This window comes from Candidatus Baltobacteraceae bacterium, from assembly GCA_036488875.1.
GTDB lineage: Bacteria > Vulcanimicrobiota > Vulcanimicrobiia > Vulcanimicrobiales > Vulcanimicrobiaceae > JAFAHZ01.
On record DASXGW010000003.1, the window covers coordinates 95,490 to 109,967 of the forward strand.

A 14,478-nucleotide genomic window follows, 5' to 3' on the forward strand; every position below is an offset into this window, starting at 1 on the left:
CTATCACCGTCGCTGATATCATAAACGCGCTGCTGGCTACCCGGCGCCTTCGGTGTTACAACGTCGTCATGAAAAAGAATTGCATTTTCGTCACCGGTGCCACCGGCTTCATCGGTTCGGCGATCGTCAAAGAACTCATCGAAGCCGGCCACGAGGTGCTCGGTTTGGCCCGCTCCAGCGCGGCGGCTGAGTTGCTTGCCGCGGCGGGCGCCCAGGTGCACTGCGGCGACGTGGAAGATCTCGACAGCTTGCGTCGTGGGGCGCAAGCATCGGACGGGGTGATCCACACCGCCTTCAATCACGACTTTTCACGGTGGAAGGAGAACTCTGAGAACGACCGGCGCGCGATCGAAACGCTCGGGCAAGCCCTGATGGGTTCGGGGCGCCGTTTGGTCGTCACGTCCGGAACCGCGATCGTAAGCGCGACGCCGGGCCAACTCGCAACCGAAGAAACGAAAATCGCCATTACGTCCAGCGAGGTTCCGCGTGTGGCGTCCGAAGAAGCGGCCGACGCAATCATAGCGCGCGGCGCCGACGTTTCGGTCGTGCGCTTATCGCCGACGGTTCACGGTGAGGGCGACCACGGGTTCGTTCCGATGCTGATAAAGACCGCTCGCGAGAAAGGCGTGTCGGCGTACATCGGTGACGGGCAAAATCGTTGGTCCGCCGTTCATCGCGTCGACGCGGCACGGCTTTTCGTTCTGGCGCTCGATAAAGGAGAAAAAAGCGCGCGCTATCACGGCGTGGCCGAAGAAGCGATATCGTTCCGCGCGATCGCCGAAGCGATCGCGCGCGGTCTCGGCGTTCCGGCCCGGAGTTTATCGCCCGAAGAGGCGGCCGACCACTTCGGCTGGTTCGCGCACTTCGCCGCCCTCGATGCGCCGTCGTCGAGCGCATTGACGCGCGAACGTCTCGGGTGGACGCCGGTGCATCCGATGCTGCTCGACGATCTCGCAAATGCCGGCTATTTCACAACCGCCCCGGCAGGCCGTTCTTAGAGACTCAGCACCGCGAGACCCGACGCCGCGTCCGAGCGTTTTTGCAGCGGCGTCGGGCTCTCGGTCAAGAACAACTCGCACGTCGGGCGAACGCAGGCTTCGAGAAGATGACCGCCGTGCGCCGTGCCGTCCTTCCTCCCAACGACCGCGTGCGCGTGAACGACCGGTTTGCCTTCGGCTTGCACCAAAGCGACGGTGCCGATTAGAGACAACAGTTCGAGCTGTTCGTTGAGAACGACCGACGCCTCGTATTTCTTGGTCTCCCAGTTGAACCACGCCAGACGACACGAACTCAACCCGCCGACCGCCTTGAAGCTGGCTGCCGACAGCGACTGTTCCGTCGCGAAGCGGGATAACGTTGCCGATATCTCGTCGCCGGTTTGAAACACCAGTACGAACGTTTTCGGCCGGCTATCGATCTGCTTGAATCTCATGCCTCCCTTTACCCGGGCTCATGCGCGGAAGAGGCGAACGTTGAGCGCAAACGCTCGTTGCCTGTCCGTTCTGTGGGTTTCAAGCTCCTTGAGACGTGCGAGGATGGCTCGAACTTCGCGCAGTTCGCTTCGATCGAGATAGACGATCGATTGGCGCCAACTCAAATCGCCCGCGTCGATCGGCCGGCGTGCGGCCGACCGTTCGAATAGCGCGACTTCCGCGGCGTGCAGCGCGAGCAGGTTGCGGCGCAACGCCTCGGTCGAGCGCTCGCGACCACGCAGCCGTATGCTGCTGGGAGCGGTGGGTGCTGTAGAGAACGCTTTTTCGGGCGCTCCTCGGCCCTCGGGCGGCCGCTCGATGGTTACGATAAACCCAGCCTGCGCCAGGACCTTGAGGTGCCGGTAGAGCGACGCTTGCGATATGCGGGGAAGCTCTTCTCGCAGCTCGCGCGCGCTGAGCGGTCCGCTTAGTTGAATCACCGTAAGCAGTTCCAAGCGCTCGGGATGGATGATGGCATCTGCGGGCGACGGTCTCTTGACGCGCGTACTCATGGGCTATATATTATCAAAAATGATAATAATACCTTTGCTGGCGAGCGTCGCAATCGCCGGTGCCTTTACCGCTGCGCACGGGTTGCGGTATTGCGGGAGCGTGTCGGGCGCTTCGAGCGGTACGCAGTGCGCCGTCGTGGACCTCGATAACGGTGCGTATCGATCGGAGTTCAAGAGCGGTCCGTTCGTCCAGGCTCAAGGTTTCGACGGTACGGCATGGGTGCAGAGGAACGGCCTCGTCAGCGTCGTCGACCTGCCGGGACTGCGTCGCGACGCCGTCACGTTGGCGTATCTTCAAAGCCAGGGGTGGCTGAGAAACGGGGCGGCCCCGAGAAGCGGTCGCGTGACGCTGCAGCCGGCCGGCGGATCGAAAGTGGCGCTCTCATTCGATGGGAACACGCATCTCCTAACCGGAGCGGTGGTCGACTCCGAATATGGACCCGATCGATTCGATTACCGCGATTATCGCCAAGTCGACGGCATCGCCTGGCCGTTCGCAACGATCGAAACCGATCCGACGGGCGCCCGGACGGTTACGCGGCTGACCGGGTTGCAGGTGTTGCATTCGATTCCACGCGCAGCGGTCTCCCCAGACCGCAATGCGAAGAAGCCCGCACTTACCGGCGTCGTGCGCGTGCCGATGCGGTCCGACGCGCCCACATACATGGCGCACATTCTGTTGCCGCTGCGCATCGACGGCCGGCCGGTGCAAATGCTCTTCGATACGGGTGGTCAGAACAGTCTCAATCCTGCCGCGGCTACGCGCTTGGGGATCGGCGCATCGGGCGCGATCTCCGTCGGAGGAAGCGGAGGGTCGAGCGCGCGGGCGCGGATCGCTCGTGTCAAGAGCATGGCCGTCGGCGATGCGTCGCTCGACGATCAGCGATTCATTATCTTCCCGCTGCCGTATCAGATCGCGCACCCCGCGTACGGCGTTCGTGTCGACGGCGTCGTCGGCTCGGAGATTCTCGAGAACTTCCGCGTGACGATCGATTATGCGGCGCGGTCGTTCGTATTGTCGTCGCTAACGGCGCCCTCAACGGCGCGAGGGGTGACCGTGCCGTTCTGGAGCGACGGTTCGCACGCGTACGTCCAAGCGTCGGTCGATGGCGCTTCGGGTCTGTTCGGCATCGACACGGGCGATCCGGGGGGCGTTACCGTGTTCGGTCCGTTCGCGAATCGCCACGGGTTGTACCGATCGAAGGGCGTGCGCTACTTCGGGTTGGGCATTGGCGGGGCCGACGCCGAGGATGAATACCGCGGGAAGACGATGCGCCTTGGCGGCGTGACGTTGCTACAGCCGATCGTCAAAGTCTCGCGCAGCACGTCGGGCGATTTCTCGGCGAGGTCCGTAGCGGGCAATCTCGGCGCCGACGTGCTCTCGCGGTTTACGCTGACCTTCGACTACGGTCGCCGAACCGTGACGTTCGCGCCTAATGCAGACGTTCGAAGACCGTTCCGGCAAGACATGACGGGTCTGACCGTCGTCCAACGTAGGGGCGGCAGCTTGTACGTGGTCGCGGTGGCTGAGGGTACACCCGCAGCGGAAGCCGGTGTAAGGCCCGGCGACGCGATCGTGGCAGTAAACGCCACGCGGGCCGTCGAGATGGGCGTTAAAGACTTCGATCGCTATCGATTCGCCGACGTACCGTTTACCGTGACGATCGAGCGCGGTGGAACGCATAAAACCCTTTCGCTGCGTCCGAGGCTTCTGCTGTAGGTGGTGGCGGCGGCGCTGAACCTAACGGCTTCATTCACGGCCGCCGGCGCGCAACCCCCGCATCGCCCTCGATCGTCTCGAAGTCGTCGTCGCCAAGCGTGAAGTTTGCCGCACCGACGTTCTCTCGCAGATGCCCCACGCTCGCGGTTCCCGGAATCGGCAGCATCACCGGAGACTTCGCCAGCAGCCACGCGAGCGCGACCTGCGCCGGCGTCGCGCGCAGGCGATGCGCGATTGCCGCAAGCGGGCCGCCGGCTTCGGCGAGATCGCCGGTCGCCAGCGGGAACCACGGAATAAAGCCGATGTTTTCGCGCGTGCAGTACGCGAGAACGTCTTCGGAATCGCGCGTTACGAGATTGTATTCGTTCTGCACCGATACGACCGTGGCAAGCCGGCGCGCTTCCTCGAGCTCGTCGACCTCGACGTTAGACACGCCGATGTGACGAATCTTTCCTTCGCGTTGAAGCTCGACCAGCGTACCGATCTGCTCGGCGTAGGGAAGTTTCGGATCGACGGTGTGCAGCTGCAATAAGTCGATGCGTTCGAGACGTAAGCGCTTGAGGCTGCCTTCGACCGCCTCGCGCAGGTGCTTCGGCCGGCAATCCGGTTCCCAGCGGCTGGGCCCAGGCCGCACCAAGCCGGCCTTCGTCGCGATGACGAGATCTTTAGGATATGGATAGAGCGCTTCTGCGATAATCTGCTCGGAGACGAAAGGCCCGTACGAATCCGCCGTATCGATCAAGGTGACGCCGAGATCGAGCGCGGTTTTCAAAACGTTGATGCACTCCGACCGATCGCGAGGCTCGCCCCAAATACCGTTGCCGGTCAGGCGCATGGCGCCGAATCCTAAACGGTGGACCTTGAGATCGCCGAGCGTGAACGAGCCGCTTGCGGCTGCGGAGGGTGTGGCCGTGCGTGACGTACTCATGAAAACGTCGATACGTCACTACTGGAAATGGTTGCGCCCGGCAAAAGAAGAGCGGCGTGCCGGACGGCACGCCGCTTCTATGGTTGACGCCCGAACGCTCGATTGCTACTTCGTTACGAGCAGATCGAAGCGGTCGAGGTTCATCACTTTTTCCCACGCCTTGACGAACGCGCGAACGAAGTGGTCGCCTTCGATGGCGTAAACTTCCGAGATCGCACGAAGCTGCGAGTTCGAACCGAAGATGAGATCGCAACTCGTGGCCGTCCACTTGACGTCGCCGCTGCGACCGCGTCCCGTGTACGTGTTGTCGGCGGCCGCCTTCTCCCATTTCGTGTTCATGTCGAGCAAGTTAGTGAAGAAGTCGTTCGTCAGTACGCCGGGACGATTCGTAAAGACGCCGTGCTTCGAGTTGCCCGTATTAGCCCCCAGCGCGCGCAGGCCGCCGACGAGCGCCGTCATCTCGGGAGCGGTCAGCGTCAACAACGCCGCGCGATCGACGAGCTTCTGCTGAGGCGGACGCGACCCGTTGCTTGCCAGATAGTTGCGGAAACCGTCCGCCAGCGGTTCCATGACGGTGAACGAGTGCTCGTCGGTGTTGTCTTGCGTTGCGTCGGTGCGTCCCGGCGCGAAGCCCACCTTCACGTCGTGACCGCCGTCCTTGGCGGCTTTTTCGATCGCCGCGGCACCGCCGAGCACGATGACGTCGGCCAGCGATACTTTCTTGCCGCCGGAAAGCGTGGCGTTGAACTCGGTCTGCACTTTCTCGAGTGCTTTGAGGACCTTTTCAAGCTCCGCAGGCTGATTGATTGCCCAATCCTTCTGCGGTGACAACCGAATGCGTGCGCCGTTGGCCCCGCCGCGCTTGTCGGTTCCGCGGAACGTCGAGGCCGACGCCCACGCGGTGCTAACCAGCTGCGCAACCGTCAGTCCCGATGCCAAGATGCGCTTCTTGAGCTCGGCAACGTCCTTGTCGTCGATCAGCGTGTGATCGACTGCAGGTAAAGGATCTTGCCAGATCTGGGGTTCGCCAGGAACCTCCGGACCCAAATAACGCTCGATCGGCCCCATGTCACGGTGCGTGAGTTTGTACCACGCCTTGGCAAACGCATCGGCAAACTCTTGAGGATTTTCGTGGAAGCGTTTGGAGATCGGTCCGTAAATCGGATCGAATCTCAATGCAAGATCCGTCGTGAGCATCGTCGGCGCATGGAACTTCGTCTTGTCGTGCGCGTCGGGTACGGTGCCGGCTCCCCCGCCGTTCTTCGGGGTCCACTGATTCGCTCCGGCCGGACTCTTCGTCAGTTCCCACTCGTACTTGAAGAGGATGTCGAAGAATCCGTTGTCCCACTTCGTCGGTGTCGACGTCCAGGTGACTTCGAGGCCGCTGGTGATGGTGTCGCCGCCGTGGCCTTTGCCGTACGTGTTGTGCCAGCCGAGATTCTGTTGTTCGATCGGGGCGCCCGCCGGGGCAAGGCCGACGTATTTGGTCGGATCGGCGGCACCGTGCGTTTTGCCGAACGTATGACCGCCGGCGATCAGCGCAACGGTTTCTTCGTCGTTCATCGCCATGCGCGCGAACGTTTCACGAATGTCGACCGCCGAGGCGAGGTAGTCGGGATTTCCGTTCGGACCCTCCGGATTGACGTAGATCAGCCCCATCTGGACGGCCGCGAGCGGTCTTTCGAGATCGCGCTGACCGGTGTAGCGCTGGTCTCCGAGCCACTCGTTTTCCGAACCCCAGTAGGTGCTGTCGTCAGGCTCCCACGAGTCGGTGCGACCGCCGGCAAAGCCGAACGTCTTGAAGCCCATCGATTCGAGCGCGCAGTTGCCGGCCAAAACGATCAGATCGCCCCACGATATTTTCCGGCCGTATTTCTGCTTGATCGGCCAGAGCAAGCGCCGCGCTTTATCCAGGTTCGCATTATCGGGCCAGCTGTTCGTCGGCTCGAAGCGCTGTTGGCCGGCGCCGGCACCTCCGCGCCCATCGCCGATGCGGTACGTTCCCGCGGCGTGCCAGGCCATGCGGACCATGAGCGGGCCGTAGTGACCGAAGTCGGCCGGCCACCAATCCTGCGACGTTGTCATCAGCTTATAGAGATCTTCCTTGACCGCGTTGAGGTCGAGGCTCTTAAACTCGCGCGCGTAGTTAAAATCGGGACCCATTGGGTCGGACGACGCCGAAGGGCGATGCAGCACCGAGAGGTCCATCAACTCCGGAAACCAGTCGATGTTCGCTCGCGGTCGCATTGGAACGTGCTTTACCGGGCATTCGCCTCTATCGTCTTTAGAGAGCTCGGCCAACGTGTTATCCATCTCGTGCTTTCTCCGCTTCGAGGGAAGAGAGGGGCGTCCAAAGGATTCGGGGGATTGAAAGTGAATTTCACTTTCGGTACTAAGCAGGATACCGCCGCAAAGGTACGGCGTCAATATGCACCCGTCGCTGCCGAAAAACTACCAGCTCATTTATGACCTCGTGCAAGAAAGCGGACGGGGCCGTCACTTAACGCCGTCGGAAATCCACATGAAAGCGCTCGCTCGTCAGCCGGGCATCGGATTGACGACGGTCTATCGCGGCCTCGAGCGTTTGCGCGATCTCGGCTTGATTTCGGAAGTCTCCGTACCCGGCGCACCGGCCGCAACGTACGAACCCGCCGGCCCGCAGCACGCGCACTTTCGCTGCACCGTCTGTAACGGCATCGAAGATATCGCATTCGCCCTTCCCAAACGCACGATCGCGAATCTCGCCGCGGAGCGCGGCGTTACGATCGAAAGCGAATCCGTGACGTTCGAGGGCCGCTGCGCGAGGTGCTCAAGCAGATTGCAGTAAGGCGACGCTGCCCTCGCCGCCGTCGGCGCAGATGCTGACGATCGCTCTGGCGCCCGAAGCCATGGCCGCGAGCTCTTTCGCCGTTTGACTCATGATGCGCGCGCCGGTTGCGCCGAATGGATGACCTAGCGCGATCGACCCGCCGTTGGGGTTGATGCGTTCGCGCGGAATCGTCTCGCCGCCCTTTTCGAGGATCTGCAGATGCGCTAGAACTTGGGCTGCAAACGCTTCGTGAATCTCCCAGAGTGCGATATCGTCGTACGTGAGAGCGTTACGCGCCAACAGTCTGGGAATCGCGTAAGCCGGTGCCATCAGCAAACCTTCACGGGCGATGTCGACCGCGGCGATCTCAAAATCGACGAACCGCACGCGCGGCAGCGACGGCGGTAAACGCGCGAGCCCCGCGTCGGTCGCAAGCCACATTCCCGCCGCGCCGTCGGTCAGCGGCGACGCGTTACCGGCCGTAATCGATCCGCTGCGGCCGAACGCCGGCGGCAGCGCCGCGAGTTTCTCGAGCGACGTATTGTCGCGCGGAATCGTATCGCGCGTCACGCCCATCAACGAGATCGTTAGATCGTCGAAGAAGCCGCGCTCCCAGCCGGCGACGGCGTTACGATGACTCGCCAGCGCGAACTCGTCTTGCGCCGCACGCGTCGGGCCGCCGAGGTCTTCGATCGTCATCTCCATGTGCTCGCCCATGCTCTTGCCCGTCGTGCGATTGGCGATCGCGAACTGCGCTGCTTGGCTCAAACTCTCGGTTCCACCGACTAGAGCGAGGGAACGTCCGCGGTCGTCGAGCATGCCGGCGGCTTCGATCGCTCCCATCATGCTCGTCGAGCATGCCATGACGGTCGAAAACGCCGGAACGGTTGCTCCCAAACCGGCGTCGAGAAACACCTCGCGCGCGATGTTGCTCCACGCGAGATTCGGAACGACGGTTCCCCATACGGCGAAGTCGGGTGTGGCCGAATCGAGCTGCGCCATCATCGCCCCGACGAGGGGAACGCAAAGCGCGATCGCGTCGAGCGATTGAAACGGTCCGCCGCTCTTGACGAACGGCGTGCGCAAACCGGGGAGAACCCAAATCGCCATTCCTTACGGCGGGCAGCCCTGTTCCATCCAGCTCTGGAACTTGGCGCACATCTCGTCGGTCCAGCGTGGGCCGCCGGGCGGCATCGACCCAGCCTTGACGACGTTGAGGATGGCGTCGGCGTGGACTTTCACGTCGTCGCCGCTGCTGAGGTCCATGGCGAACGCCATGTGATCGATATCGGTTTGCGTAAAGAGCGGACGAATGTCTTTTGCGAAACTCACCGCGTCTGCCATAGCGTTACCTCACAGTTTGGAGAGAATGTCGAACGCCGCTTTGACGCGTTCGTTCAAGGGGTAGCTCTTGTTCGCCAGCAAGACGATTCCCATGTGTTTTGAGGGAACGAACGCGACGTAGGCCGCGAAGCCGTTCGTCGATCCCGTCTTGTTTAGCCAGACGTCCGGCTGCGGCGATAACGGGGGGTTGAGCCGGCGCACGGGAACGACGTCCTCGATCATATCCGTTCCTTCGAGCAGCGCCGATAACGCCACCGGCCACGGGTACTGTTCCCAGATCAGGTCCTGAGTCATCGGTCCGGCTCGAAAGTATCCGGTATGCGTCGCGGAGATCGCGCGCGCCACGAGCGGGTCGACTTCGATCGCGCCCATCTGAATTCGCAGAAACCGGGTCAGGTCCGGAGCGGTGGTTCTCACGCCGTAGGCCTCGGGCCAGAGCTCGCCCGGGGTCATGCGCACGGGGGTGCCGTTCGTGCGGTAGCCTTCGGCGTAGTCGGCCATTTTAGCGGGCGGAACGTCGATGTACGTATGTTCGAGTCCTAGCTCGGGAAAGAGCCGCCGGTCCATCAACGATGCAAAATCTTCGTGCATGCTTTTCGCGACGATGAGTCCTAGGGTACCGATGCTGACGTTGTTGTACACGCGCACGGTGCCCGGCGTCTTGGGCGAGCGGAAGCCCTTCAAATAGGCGACGAGCTGGTCGTCGTTGTCGACGCCGTCGGGAACTTGCAGCGGAAGAACACCTGCGGTGTGCGTACCGAGATTGAGTAAGGTGGCACCGCCGAACTGCGTGCCCCGCAGCGCGGGCAGATACTTCTCGACCTTATCCGAGAGCGAGATGAAGCCGCGCTGGCCGGCGTAGGACGCCAACGTCGCCGTAAACGTCTTGCTGATCGATCCGAGCTCGAACAGCGTACGCGCCGAAATCGGCTGCCCCGTCTGCTTCGACGCGAGGCCGTAATAGAAGAAGAACGGCTTGCCGCCGGCGACGACGCCGACCGCCATCCCCGGAATGCTGTTTTTGGCCATCAACGGCTTAACGGTCGCGTCGACGGCGTGCGAGATGCTCGCCGCGAGGGTTAACGCAAGAATCAACGTTTTACTCCTGGTGGTGTTGTGCGAAGTCGTCGCGATCGCGAAAGACCATTTTAGAGCGTGCGCTCCCACCACGCGAGCATGCGTCGCCCGATGTCCCGGCGTCCCGCGACGCTGCGCACGCCGTGGCGCGACCCGGGATAGGCAAAGTATTCCACCGTCTTGCCCTTCGAGATGAATGCCTGCAGCAGCGAAATCGAGTTCATGAGGTGCACGTTGTCGTCCGAGGTTCCTTGCAGAATCAAAAGCGTCGAGCGTAACTGCGCCGCCGCGGGCAGCACCGACGTCGTCCTATACGCGGCGCGCTGCTGGTTCGGCATGCCCATGTACCGTTCCGTGTAGGCCGTGTCGTAGTAGTGCCAGTCGGCGGGCGGCGCGCCGGCGATCCCCGATTTAAATACGCCGGGGGCGTGCGTCAACGCGAACGCCGTGAGGTAGCCGCCGTAACTCCAGCCGGTGATGCCCAGCCGCGCCGGATCGGCGTACGGTTGCGTCTTGAGCCAGTCCACGCCGGCGAGCTGTCCCGCAAGCGCAATCTCGCCCATCCTCGTGTAGAAGAGTCGCGCATCCGACGCGCGATCGTTGTTCGATGCGGGGCCGGCTAACGAAAACACTAGAAAACCGTGCTGGGCCAGGAAGTGCGTAAACAGCCCCGGCCACTGGTCGGTGCCTTCGTTGCCGTCGGCGACGGGCAGCGGTCCGCCGTACGGCGCGAAGATTACCGGATAGCGTTTGCTCGGATCGAAGCCCGCGGGTACGGTCAGGCTCGCATCCAACGCTCCCCACTTCGATGGAACCTCAAGGCGGCGCGTCGTGCCCAGTTCGAATCGCGACAGATCGGGCGTGTGGAACAATGTAACGTCGCGACCGCCGTCGAGCGAGTGCCGCACGATCTGCGGAGGCGTCGTCAACGAGGAAAAATGATCGACGTACGTGCGTCCGCGTTCGGGCATCACAACGAGGTGCGATCCTTGGCCGGGCGTCAGGTCGTGCATCGCGCCGCCGCGCAGCGATACGAGAAGCAAGTGTGCGTCGCGTCGCGTGGGATAGAACGCGGTGACGTACGCAACGCCGCGCCGCTCGTCCACTTGCTCGACGTCCGACACCGGGTAGTTTCCGGTCAGGCGAACCGCCGCTCCGGTCGCGGTATCGATCCGGTACAGCGCCTCGACGCCGGCGCGTTCCGAGAGCCACAAGAACTGCTTACCGTCGCGCAAAAAATGCGGCGGGGGCGAGTCTTCGTTGTCGAGAAACTTGGCGTCGCTCTCGGTAAGAAGCGTGCGCGCGTCGCCGGTCGCGGCACCAAACGCGATGAGACGCAGGTGATGCTGCGAACGGTCCAAGATTTCGTCGACGACGCTGTGGCCGTCCGGCGTCCAAACGAAGCTGAGGACGTACTCGTCGTGCGGCGCGCCGTCGTAGATCGCATGCGACCGCGCCGACGCGACGTCGAGCACGCGCAACGAGACCTTCGGGTTCGCGCTGCCGGCTAATGGATAGCGCTGCTCTTCGACGGTGTTGATGCGCGGGAGAAAATCCTGAATCGGAAACGGTACGATCGGCGATTCGTCAAACGAGAGATACGCGATGCTGCGTCCGTCGGGCGACCACGCAAAGGCGTGCTCCACTGCGAGCTCTTCACTGTAGAGCCAGTCGGGATCGCCGTTGATCCGGGTCTCCGATCCATCGAACGTCAAGCGCCGCTCGCGCGCTGCGGTCGTAACCTCGTAGAGCTCGTCGTCGTGCACGAACGCGAGGGCCGTGTCGCCGGGAGACCATTGCGGATCGTCGGCATCGGCCGCGAGCGTGCGGTCGTGCGTGCCGTCGGCATCGGCGACGTGTAAGGCGCCGCTGGCCAGAAATGCGACGCGCGTGCCGTCGTGCGACCACACGACTTGCGAGATCTCGCGCGACCGCGATCCGCGCGACGCGCTCTTGGCGGGTTGCAGCACGGCGTCGCGGCCGTCGCGCACGTCGTGAACGTGTAACACCGGCGGATCGTCTTCGCGCGCGCCGGGGACCGAAAACGCATAGTGATTGCCGTCGGGCGCGTAGAGAAACGCCGACGGGGGCGTTCCGCTTACGGGATGTTGCGCGTAGATGTCCTCGATGGTGAGCGGCCGCTGCCCCGCGGCGGGAAGCGTGACCGCCAGCAGCAGCGCGAAAAGCATGGGCCCAAGGTTGGATGCGTTTCAAGCAAGACCTTGCGCCGGCGGCCCGAAAGGCCGTCGCCGTGATAGTTGCCTTCTGGACCGCGGTGTTGATGGCTGCCGCGGTGTCGGCGCCTGCGCCAGCTCCGTCCTCGTCGCCGCTAAAGACGATCATCGATATCAAGGCGCGCACGCTGTGCGCAACGCTGACGGAGCACGTACAACCCGCGATTGTGGGCTTGATGAAAAACGATAACCTGATCGGCTACTCCGTGTCGGTTCTCAACAAGACCGCGTCGGATACGTCCTCCCACGGGAGGATCGACATGGACATGCTGCAACTCAAAAACGTCGCGCTCTCGCTGAATCGCAACATCAAGACGATCGACGATATCCTCGACGATCCTTCGCACTTTCCGTTGAATCCGAAAACGCCCGACGAACAGTCGGAGGATAAGATCAAGCAGGGATCCACTGCAACTCTTGAAGCGGCAGAAGCTCGTGGTCAACGCCCTCTACGGCACGGTCGACACGCTCGCACTGTCTTCGATGCAGCACGAGTTTCCGGAGAACAATACCGTCGTCAACCCAACGCCGGCACCGCTCGTGCCGGCCGACCAAGCATTGTCGGCGATTAGCTCGGCGGGCCTTACGGATAAGAACACGATCGATCTCGTGAAAGCCGCCGATTCATCGTTGGTAGGGCGCACACTCTACGGCCAGTTGGCCGGGCTTCTCGTCCTGCACCAAGACGCATCGCAGCCCTACGAAATGCAAACGGCCGACGACGTGCGCGCGCCGGCGGCGGAATGTTCGAGCGCAGTCACACCGAGCAGGTAAGACCTTGCTCGTCCGTGTCGCGAATAGTAGCGTGCTATGAAGCGTCCATTCGTTGGTCTCTGCGCAGCTCTCATGGTTCTTTCGGCCCAGACGGGGGCGGCGCCGGCGGCCGAGCAGCAGTCCGATTCGCAAGCGCGAGCGCTGCTGCAGAAGCATCACGAGTTCGCCGGCTGGCAGCTTGGTGACGGCACCTTCAAGACGATGCGCCTTACGCGCGAGTACACCGACGATAAAGGCGACGTCGTCACTCGACGCCAGGAACTGCGCGTCGGCCTCGCCTACCGAAACGCCAGCACGAACGTGCGCCGTAACGTGACCTACGACGATGGGTTCACCGGAAACATCTTTTGGAACACCAACTGGAACGGATTCACGACGCCTGAGTACGGCGAGGCCGCCAAGTACGATTTGACCTATGCGGGTTTGTTCGACGAGGGCCTCAATACGCTGCCCGCGACGTCGCGGGGATCCGCCACGGTCGACGGAGCGATCGCCCAAATCGTTCGCGTATCGGTTCCCAATGCCGACGCCGTCGACTTGTACGTCGATCCTGCGACCGGCGCTTTCGTTCAAGCGGTGATCGATCCGGGCGGCGACTACGACACGACGATCCGCGGTATCCAATACGGCGACGTGCTGCCGGGCAAGAAAATGATCCATTCCTTCCGCTACGGCACCGGCCGTCCGTGGGTCTACACGAAAATCGAGCCCAACGTGATCGTCGGCGATCAGGATCTCCATCCGCCGGCGCCCAGCGCGACGTGGTCCTTTGCTAACGCGCAGCCGTTCCCGATCGAGGTCAGCTACGACCGTTTCTACGTCGACGCCACGATCGACGGCGTACCGGGGCGTTTCATTCTCGACACCGGTTCGAGCTCGATCTATCTGACGCAGCGTTTCGCTTCGAAAGTCAAACTGAAGACGCTTTGGTCGGCCACGCGAACCGGCGGCGCCATCGGCGACGACGCGATCAAAAGCGACATCGTGAAGCTCGATTCCCTCACCATCGGCGGTAACACGCTTTCAAACGTGACGGCCGAACTCAATCGCAGCAACTTCGAAGGCGACAAAGAAGCTCCCGACGGTCTCATCGGTTTCGACCTCTTCGGCGGCGCGGTCGTGACGTTAGATACCGGCGCCTCGACGATGACGATCCGCGATCCATCGACCGAGGTCGATACGTCGCAGGGCGTACCGCTGCTCGTCGATCTTTCCGGCGGCGTGCCGGTCGTGCCGATGAAGCTCAACGGCAGCATCGACGTGCGAGCTATACTCGACTCGGGTAGTCCCGAACACGTCTTGTTCTCTTCCGAGCTCATCTCGCAGCACGGGCTGCGCATGGCCGTCGACAGTTCGGCCGTGGGCTACATTCAGTCGCACCTCTATTTTCGCGGCGTGGGCGGCGTCAACTTTCGCCCGGCGGAATGCGGTCATATCGATTCGCTCGCCCTCGGTCCGATCGTATACGGTGGCGCAAACGCCTGCTCGACCTACGATCTCGGCGGCAGAAACGTCCTCGTTGGATTCGATTTTCTCAAGCACTTCAACATTATCTTCGATTACCCGCACGCGCGGATGGTCCTGATTCCGAACAAGAACTAGGGCCGC

The 14,478-nt window shown here is 62.6% G+C and carries 14 protein-coding genes; 6 read left to right on the top strand and 8 right to left on the bottom strand.

The genetic code is table 11. The features are described 5' to 3' along the window. Window positions 1–68: 68 nt before the first annotated feature. Window positions 69–998 (top strand): SDR family oxidoreductase, encoded by a 930-nt coding sequence (locus VGG89_04835; protein HEY1975842.1) that lies wholly within the window; start codon window positions 69–71, stop codon window positions 996–998. Here VGG89_04835 and VGG89_04840 read toward each other — a convergent pair. Continuing rightward, window positions 995–1,432 carry a PPC domain-containing DNA-binding protein gene (locus VGG89_04840; GenBank protein HEY1975843.1) on the bottom strand — a complete coding sequence of 146 codons (438 nt, stop codon included), beginning with the start codon at window positions 1,430–1,432 and terminating at the stop codon, window positions 995–997. The two genes, VGG89_04835 and VGG89_04840, sit on opposite strands and share 4 nt — an antisense overlap. 18 nt (window positions 1,433–1,450) lie before the next feature. Continuing rightward, window positions 1,451–1,984 (bottom strand): helix-turn-helix domain-containing protein, encoded by a 534-nt coding sequence (locus VGG89_04845; protein ID HEY1975844.1) that lies wholly within the window; start codon window positions 1,982–1,984, stop codon window positions 1,451–1,453. 19 nt (window positions 1,985–2,003) lie between these two features. On the opposite strand from VGG89_04845, the gene VGG89_04850 reads away from it, so the two are divergent. Further along, window positions 2,004–3,704 (top strand): aspartyl protease family protein, encoded by a 1,701-nt coding sequence (locus VGG89_04850; protein ID HEY1975845.1) that lies wholly within the window; start codon window positions 2,004–2,006, stop codon window positions 3,702–3,704. Between the two features lie 34 nt (window positions 3,705–3,738). On the opposite strand, the gene VGG89_04855 is transcribed toward VGG89_04850, so the two are convergent. Together VGG89_04855 and katG are read right to left on the bottom strand one after the other, a co-directional pair. Continuing rightward, window positions 3,739–4,632, bottom strand: coding sequence for an aldo/keto reductase (locus tag VGG89_04855; GenBank protein HEY1975846.1), 894 nt, complete (start codon window positions 4,630–4,632; stop codon window positions 3,739–3,741). A 105-nt stretch (window positions 4,633–4,737) separates the two neighbouring features. Then, a complete protein-coding gene (gene katG / locus VGG89_04860; protein ID HEY1975847.1) occupies window positions 4,738–6,945 on the bottom strand; it encodes a catalase/peroxidase HPI in 2,208 nt (735 codons plus the stop codon). A gap of 115 nt (window positions 6,946–7,060) precedes the next feature. Here katG and VGG89_04865 point away from each other — a divergent pair, with 115 nt between their 5' ends. Then, window positions 7,061–7,459: a transcriptional repressor gene (locus VGG89_04865; protein ID HEY1975848.1), complete on the top strand. Its 399-nt coding sequence runs from the start codon at window positions 7,061–7,063 to the stop codon at window positions 7,457–7,459. Here the strand turns inward: VGG89_04865 and VGG89_04870 are convergent. From VGG89_04870 to VGG89_04885, 4 genes are read right to left on the bottom strand one after another with little or no spacing between them, the layout of a single operon-like run. Further along, window positions 7,442–8,551 (bottom strand): thiolase family protein, encoded by a 1,110-nt coding sequence (locus VGG89_04870; protein ID HEY1975849.1) that lies wholly within the window; start codon window positions 8,549–8,551, stop codon window positions 7,442–7,444. The two genes, VGG89_04865 and VGG89_04870, sit on opposite strands and share 18 nt — an antisense overlap. A gap of 3 nt (window positions 8,552–8,554) precedes the next feature. Continuing rightward, entirely contained in the window at window positions 8,555–8,785 is a 231-nt protein-coding gene (locus tag VGG89_04875) for a hypothetical protein (protein ID HEY1975850.1), read from the bottom strand. A 9-nt stretch (window positions 8,786–8,794) separates the two neighbouring features. Continuing rightward, on the bottom strand, window positions 8,795–9,880 hold the full coding sequence (ampC, locus tag VGG89_04880; GenBank protein HEY1975851.1) for a class C beta-lactamase: 1,086 nt from the start codon (window positions 9,878–9,880) through the stop codon (window positions 8,795–8,797). 53 nt (window positions 9,881–9,933) lie between these two features. Next, window positions 9,934–12,051 carry a DPP IV N-terminal domain-containing protein gene (locus VGG89_04885; protein HEY1975852.1) on the bottom strand — a complete coding sequence of 706 codons (2,118 nt, stop codon included), beginning with the start codon at window positions 12,049–12,051 and terminating at the stop codon, window positions 9,934–9,936. Window positions 12,052–12,065: 14 nt separating this feature from the next. Here VGG89_04885 and VGG89_04890 point away from each other — a divergent pair, with 14 nt between their 5' ends. The 3 genes from VGG89_04890 to VGG89_04900 are packed head-to-tail and all read left to right on the top strand — an operon-like array spanning window position 12,066 to window position 14,472. Next, window positions 12,066–12,668: a hypothetical protein gene (locus tag VGG89_04890; protein HEY1975853.1), complete on the top strand. Its 603-nt coding sequence runs from the start codon at window positions 12,066–12,068 to the stop codon at window positions 12,666–12,668. Beyond that, the gene (locus VGG89_04895) at window positions 12,655–12,870 is read left to right on the top strand and encodes a hypothetical protein (GenBank protein HEY1975854.1); all 216 of its coding nucleotides are present in this window, start codon (window positions 12,655–12,657) and stop codon (window positions 12,868–12,870) included. The genes VGG89_04890 and VGG89_04895 overlap by 14 nt, the downstream gene beginning before the upstream one ends. A 36-nt stretch (window positions 12,871–12,906) precedes the next feature. Beyond that, complete coding sequence (locus tag VGG89_04900; protein HEY1975855.1) at window positions 12,907–14,472, top strand: aspartyl protease family protein; 1,566 nt, start codon at window positions 12,907–12,909, stop codon at window positions 14,470–14,472. The last annotated feature ends 6 nt before the right edge of the window (window positions 14,473–14,478 follow it).

Excerpts from the sequence above, each read along its gene's own strand:
- VGG89_04835 (HEY1975842.1), top strand. The coding sequence starts at position 69 with ATGAAAAAGAATTGCATTTTCGTCACCGGTGCCACCGGCTTCATCGGT.
- VGG89_04850 (HEY1975845.1), top strand. The coding sequence starts at position 2,004 with ATGATAATAATACCTTTGCTGGCGAGCGTCGCAATCGCCGGTGCCTTT.
- katG (HEY1975847.1), bottom strand. The coding sequence starts at position 6,945 with ATGGATAACACGTTGGCCGAGCTCTCTAAAGACGATAGAGGCGAATGC.
- VGG89_04840 (HEY1975843.1), bottom strand. The coding sequence starts at position 1,432 with ATGAGATTCAAGCAGATCGATAGCCGGCCGAAAACGTTCGTACTGGTG.
- VGG89_04900 (HEY1975855.1), top strand. The coding sequence starts at position 12,907 with ATGAAGCGTCCATTCGTTGGTCTCTGCGCAGCTCTCATGGTTCTTTCG.
- VGG89_04885 (HEY1975852.1), bottom strand. The coding sequence starts at position 12,051 with ATGCTTTTCGCGCTGCTGCTGGCGGTCACGCTTCCCGCCGCGGGGCAG.
- VGG89_04875 (HEY1975850.1), bottom strand. The coding sequence starts at position 8,785 with ATGGCAGACGCGGTGAGTTTCGCAAAAGACATTCGTCCGCTCTTTACG.
- VGG89_04855 (HEY1975846.1), bottom strand. The coding sequence starts at position 4,632 with ATGAGTACGTCACGCACGGCCACACCCTCCGCAGCCGCAAGCGGCTCG.
- VGG89_04845 (HEY1975844.1), bottom strand. The coding sequence starts at position 1,984 with ATGAGTACGCGCGTCAAGAGACCGTCGCCCGCAGATGCCATCATCCAT.
- VGG89_04865 (HEY1975848.1), top strand. The coding sequence starts at position 7,061 with ATGCACCCGTCGCTGCCGAAAAACTACCAGCTCATTTATGACCTCGTG.
- VGG89_04870 (HEY1975849.1), bottom strand. The coding sequence starts at position 8,551 with ATGGCGATTTGGGTTCTCCCCGGTTTGCGCACGCCGTTCGTCAAGAGC.
- VGG89_04890 (HEY1975853.1), top strand. The coding sequence starts at position 12,066 with ATGCGTTTCAAGCAAGACCTTGCGCCGGCGGCCCGAAAGGCCGTCGCC.